Source organism: Salipiger sp. HF18 (assembly GCF_011806505.1).
GTDB classification, from domain to species: domain Bacteria; phylum Pseudomonadota; class Alphaproteobacteria; order Rhodobacterales; family Rhodobacteraceae; genus Salipiger; species Salipiger thiooxidans.
This window is the reverse complement of record NZ_JAATOS010000323.1, coordinates 1-4,538: the sequence shown is the minus strand read 5'-3', so window position 1 is coordinate 4,538 and position 4,538 is coordinate 1. Positions and strand designations below refer to the sequence as shown.

The window sequence follows — 4,538 nt, the reverse complement described above, 5'->3', positions numbered from 1 at the left end:
CCCCCGATGCTGAGCCCCGAGTTCGTGCTGACGATGGCGCGGTACAATGCATGGCAGAACCGGCAGATGAAGAGCGTGCTCGAGGCGATGCCCGATGCCGCCCGGCGCGCCGAGCGCGGCGCCTTCTTCGGGTCGATCTTCGCCACGGTGAACCACCTGCTCTGGGCCGACATGGTCTGGATGAGCCGTTTCGCCGGCTGGCCGCGGCCCGAGGTCGGGATCTCCGGCAGCGTCGAGATGACGCCCACGCTGGGCGCGTGGAGCGCCGAGCGCTTCCGGCTGGATTCGCGGCTGATCCTCTGGGGCGAGGGGCTGCGCGCGGTCGAGCTCAGCAGCGACCTGCGCTGGTATTCCGGCGCCACCGGCCGCGAACAGGTCAGGCCACTCGGGCTTTGCGTCGCGCACATGTTCAACCATCAGGCCCACCACCGTGGCCAGATCCACGCGATGGTAACCGCCGAAGGCGCCGAGGGCTGGGTCAGCGATCTTGCCTTCATGCCGGGCGAGGGGCCGTGGCTGTGACCCGGGCAGGGGCCGCGATGGTAGATCCGCAGCACTGAGACGCGGGGCGCACGTATGCCCCTTCGCAATGAGGAGAAGATGTTCAACGCGTTGGCGGTCGAGAAGGACGCGGCGAGCGGCGGGACAGCGGCCTCGGTGAAGCAGCCCGCCCTCAAGCACCTGCCCGATACCGAGAAGCGCCCGTTCGAGAGCGAGACTTGGGCCGGCTGCGCCGAGGCCGTGGGGGGAGCAATGCCGGCGCTCGGCGCCGACATTCTCAAGGGGCAGGTCAAGGGCCGCGTCGTCGTCGACGTCAACGCCTGACCCTTCCGTTACGTCCCGTGATCGGGTTGCGATTCCGGGGCGGGCGATGTTAACCGGGTCCCTCTGGCGCGTTTGCGACCAGATAATGTCGCAAACAGACATCCATCTGCCGCCCGGGTTTTTGCTTTCGGGCCCATTCGCGCTAGGCTTGCAGTCGTGACGCGCCGAACACGCCGTCACCAACATCAAGACCCGAGACCGGGCAAGGTGCCGCACTACGGCACAAGCACCTATCGGGAGCCGGAAGAATTCCGGCGGGACGGGACATAGGAGGGACCGATGTTCAAACGCATCATGGTGCCGGTGGATCTCATGCACGCGGAGAAGCTTGAAAAAGCCCTGCTCTGCGCGGCGGATCTGGCGGCGCATTACGGGGCCACGGCAGTCTATGTGGGGGTGACGGCGTCGCTTCCCTCGAAGATCGCGCACACCCCTGCGGAATATGCCGAGAAGCTCGCCGCCTTCGCCGCCAGTCAGGCGACCGAGCGCGGCATCGCGACCGAGGCGCGCGCCTTCACCAGCCACGACCCCGCGGTCGATCTCGATCCGACGCTGCTCAAGGCGGTGACGGAGACCGGGGCCGATCTCGTGGTCATGGCAAGCCACATTCCCAACGTCGCGGACCATTTCTGGCCGTCCAACGGAGGCAGCATTGCCTCGCGGGCGGATGTTTCGGTGATGCTGGTGCGCTGAGCCCCGTTCCGCGGGTTCGCCCGCACGGGGTCTCAGCTGCGAAACCACAACAAAAAGAGGGATATGTCGTGACATGAGTGACACGAACGCCGACCAGGGTATCCCCGCGCCGGAAGGCAGCGCGGATATCATCGACACCGATTACGAGATCGGTCAGGACAACATAGACGGATCGCTGGGGCCGTTCGGCTTTGACATCCACAACCCGGTCTTCGCCATCTCGGGGATCGCCATCGTCGCCTTCGTGTTCTACGCGCTGGCGCTTCCGGCACAGGCGGGCTCGCTCTTCCCCTGGCTGTTCAACACCGTCACCAAGCCCTTCGACTGGTTCTTCCTCGGGGCGGCGAACATCTTCGTGCTGTTCTGCCTGCTGCTGATCGTGACGCCGGCGGGTTCGGTGCGCCTCGGCGGCGCCGAGGCCTCGCCCGACTACACCTACATCGGCTGGTTCGCGATGCTCTTCGCCGCCGGCATGGGCATCGGCCTGATGTTCTTCGGCGTGCTCGAACCGGTTTACCACATGGCGATCTCCGAGCCGCTGGGCGTGCCGTCGCCGTTCAACGAGGCGGGCGAGCTCATCCCCGAGAACGTCGACGCCGCCAAGACCATGGGCCTTGGGGCGACGATCTTCCACTGGGGCCTGCACCCCTGGGCGATCTACGCGGTTGTGGCTCTGGCGCTGGCGCTCTTCAGCTACAACAAGGGGCTGCCGCTGACGATCCGCTCGGCCTTCTACCCGATCCTCGGCGAACGCGTCTGGGGCTGGTGGGGCCACGTCATCGACATCCTCGCGGTCTTCGCCACGCTCTTCGGTCTGGCCACCTCGCTGGGCTTCGGGGCGCAGCAGGCGAATGCCGGGCTCAACCACGTCTTCGGCCTGCCCATCGGCCCGACCATGCAGGTCATCATCATCACCTGCATCACCGGCATCGCGCTTGTCTCGGTGCTGCGCGGTCTCGACGGCGGCGTGAAGGTGCTGTCCGAGATCAACATGGCGATCGCCGCCGTGCTGCTGCTTTTCGTGCTCTTCGCCGGCCCGACCATGGTCATCCTCTCGGATTTCGTCACCGGTCTCGGGGCGTATCTGGTGGATGTCGTTCCGCTCTCGAACCCGGTCGGCCGTGACGACACCGGCTTCGTGCAGGGCTGGACCTCGTTCTACTGGGCGTGGTGGATCTCCTGGTCGCCGTTCGTGGGCATGTTCATCGCGCGCGTGTCGCGCGGGCGGACCGTGCGCGAGTTCGTGATCTGCGTGCTGATCATCCCGAGCCTCGTCTGTGTGCTGTGGATGGCGGTCTTCGGCGGTGTGGCCATCGACCAGGTCGTCTCCGACCCGGCCAACAGCGCCGTGAAGGCTCAGGTCATCGACAGCTACAACCCGCCGCTGTCGCTCTTCGCAATGCTCGAGGGGCTGCCGCTCTCGTCCATCACCTCGGTCATCGCGATCGTGCTGGTCATCGTGTTCTTCGTGACCTCGTCGGACTCGGGCTCGCTGGTCATCGACCCCATCACCGCCGGTGGCAAGGTCGATGCGCCCGTGCCGCAGCGTGTGTTCTGGTGCGTCTTCGAGGGCGCGGTGGCCATCGTGCTGCTGCTCTCCGCGGGCGGGCTGCAATCGCTACAGTCGATGGTGATCTCGACGGGTCTTCCGTTCACGTGCGTGCTGCTGGTGATGTGCTTCGCCATCTGGCGCGGTCTGCAGGCCGAGCGTCGCGCCTGACGCGCGCTCAACCCCTGGTAATCTCGAGGGCGCGCGGGCCCCTGTGGTCCGCGCGCTTTCGTGATGAGGGGGCCGCAATGACCCCTCGGCCGCGTCTTGACCCTTGCCGCTTTCGCCGCTTTGGTGCGGGCAAATGCAGGGGAGACGACGACATGCTGGATCTTGACTTCGTGCGCGGGCAGTTCCCCGCCTTTGCCGAGCCGTCGCTCGAGGGCTGGGCCTTCTTCGAGAACGCGGGTGGCTCCTACACCTGCAAGCCGGTGATCGACCGGCTGTTCCGCTTCTACCACGAGCGCAAGGTGCAACCCTACGGACCCTATCCCGCGGCACAGGCGGGTGGCGCCGAAATGGACGAGGCACGGTCGCGGCTGGCCGGGCTGCTGGGCGTCGCCACCGACGAGGTGAGCTTCGGCCCCTCGACCTCGCAAAACACCTACGTGCTCGCGCAGGCCTTCCGCCAGTTCCTGTCGCCCGGAGACGCAATCATCGTCACGCCACATGACCACGAGGCCAACACCGGCGCGTGGCGCCGGCTCGCCGAAGACGGCATCGAGGTGCGCGAATGGCGCATCGATCCGGTGACCGGCCATCTCGACCCGGACGCGCTGGCACAGCTGCTGAAGGACGAGAAGGTCCGGCTGGTCTGCTTCCCGCATTGCTCGAACGTGGTGGGCGAGATCAACCCGGTGGCCGAGATCACCGCCGCCGCCCATGCCGCAGGGGCCTTCACCTGCGTCGACGGCGTGAGCTACGCGCCGCACGGCTTCCCCGATGTTGATGCGCTTGGCTGCGACATCTACGTGTTCTCCGCCTACAAGACCTACGGGCCGCATCAGGGCATCATGGTGATCCGCCACGAGCTGGGTGACGCGCTGCCCAACCAGGCGCATTTCTTCAACGGCGACGTGCTCTACAAGCGCTTCACCCCCGCCGGCCCCGATCACGCGCAGGTCGCCGCCTGCGCCGGCATGGTGGACTACGTCGAGGCGCTGGCCGCGCATCAGGGCGTGACCCCGGGCGAGGTCGCGGGGCTCATGCATGCGCACGAAGTGCAGCTCATGCAGCCGCTGCTCGATTTCCTGGGCGCGCGCAACTCGGTGCGGCTCATCGGCCCGCGCGAGGCTGTCCGGCGCGCGCCCACGGTGGCGGTGGCGCTGCAGGAGCCCGCGGCCCCTGTGGCCGAGGCGCTGGCCGCGCACAAGGTGATGGCGGGCGGCGGCGATTTCTACGCGGTGCGTCCGCTCGAGGCGCTCGGAATCGCGCCCGCGCAGGGGGTGCTGCGGCTCTCCTTCGTGCATTA

General features: G+C 67.1%; 5 protein-coding genes. All 5 read left to right on the top strand.

What is annotated here, in order from left to right; translation table 11 throughout:
* Positions 1 to 6 precede the first annotated feature (6 nt).
* Entirely contained in the window at positions 7 to 522 is a 516-nt protein-coding gene (locus HC022_RS19565; RefSeq protein ID WP_167453541.1) for a DinB family protein, read from the top strand.
* A 78-nt stretch (positions 523 to 600) separates the two neighbouring features.
* Positions 601 to 825, top strand: coding sequence for a hypothetical protein (locus HC022_RS19560; RefSeq protein ID WP_167453538.1), 225 nt, complete (start codon positions 601 to 603; stop codon positions 823 to 825).
* A gap of 279 nt (positions 826 to 1,104) precedes the next feature.
* Positions 1,105 to 1,518, top strand: coding sequence for a universal stress protein (locus tag HC022_RS19555; RefSeq protein ID WP_008883593.1), 414 nt, complete (start codon positions 1,105 to 1,107; stop codon positions 1,516 to 1,518).
* 73 nt (positions 1,519 to 1,591) lie between these two features.
* Entirely contained in the window at positions 1,592 to 3,238 is a 1,647-nt protein-coding gene (locus HC022_RS19550; protein ID WP_167453540.1) for a BCCT family transporter, read from the top strand.
* Between the two features lie 152 nt (positions 3,239 to 3,390).
* The coding region (locus HC022_RS19545) for an aminotransferase class V-fold PLP-dependent enzyme (protein WP_167453539.1) at positions 3,391 to 4,538 on the top strand (1,148 nt) is incomplete at its 3' end.

Excerpts from the sequence above, each read along its gene's own strand:
- HC022_RS19565 (WP_167453541.1), top strand. The coding sequence starts at position 7 with ATGCTGAGCCCCGAGTTCGTGCTGACGATGGCGCGGTACAATGCATGG.
- HC022_RS19560 (WP_167453538.1), top strand. The coding sequence starts at position 601 with ATGTTCAACGCGTTGGCGGTCGAGAAGGACGCGGCGAGCGGCGGGACA.
- HC022_RS19555 (WP_008883593.1), top strand. The coding sequence starts at position 1,105 with ATGTTCAAACGCATCATGGTGCCGGTGGATCTCATGCACGCGGAGAAG.
- HC022_RS19550 (WP_167453540.1), top strand. The coding sequence starts at position 1,592 with ATGAGTGACACGAACGCCGACCAGGGTATCCCCGCGCCGGAAGGCAGC.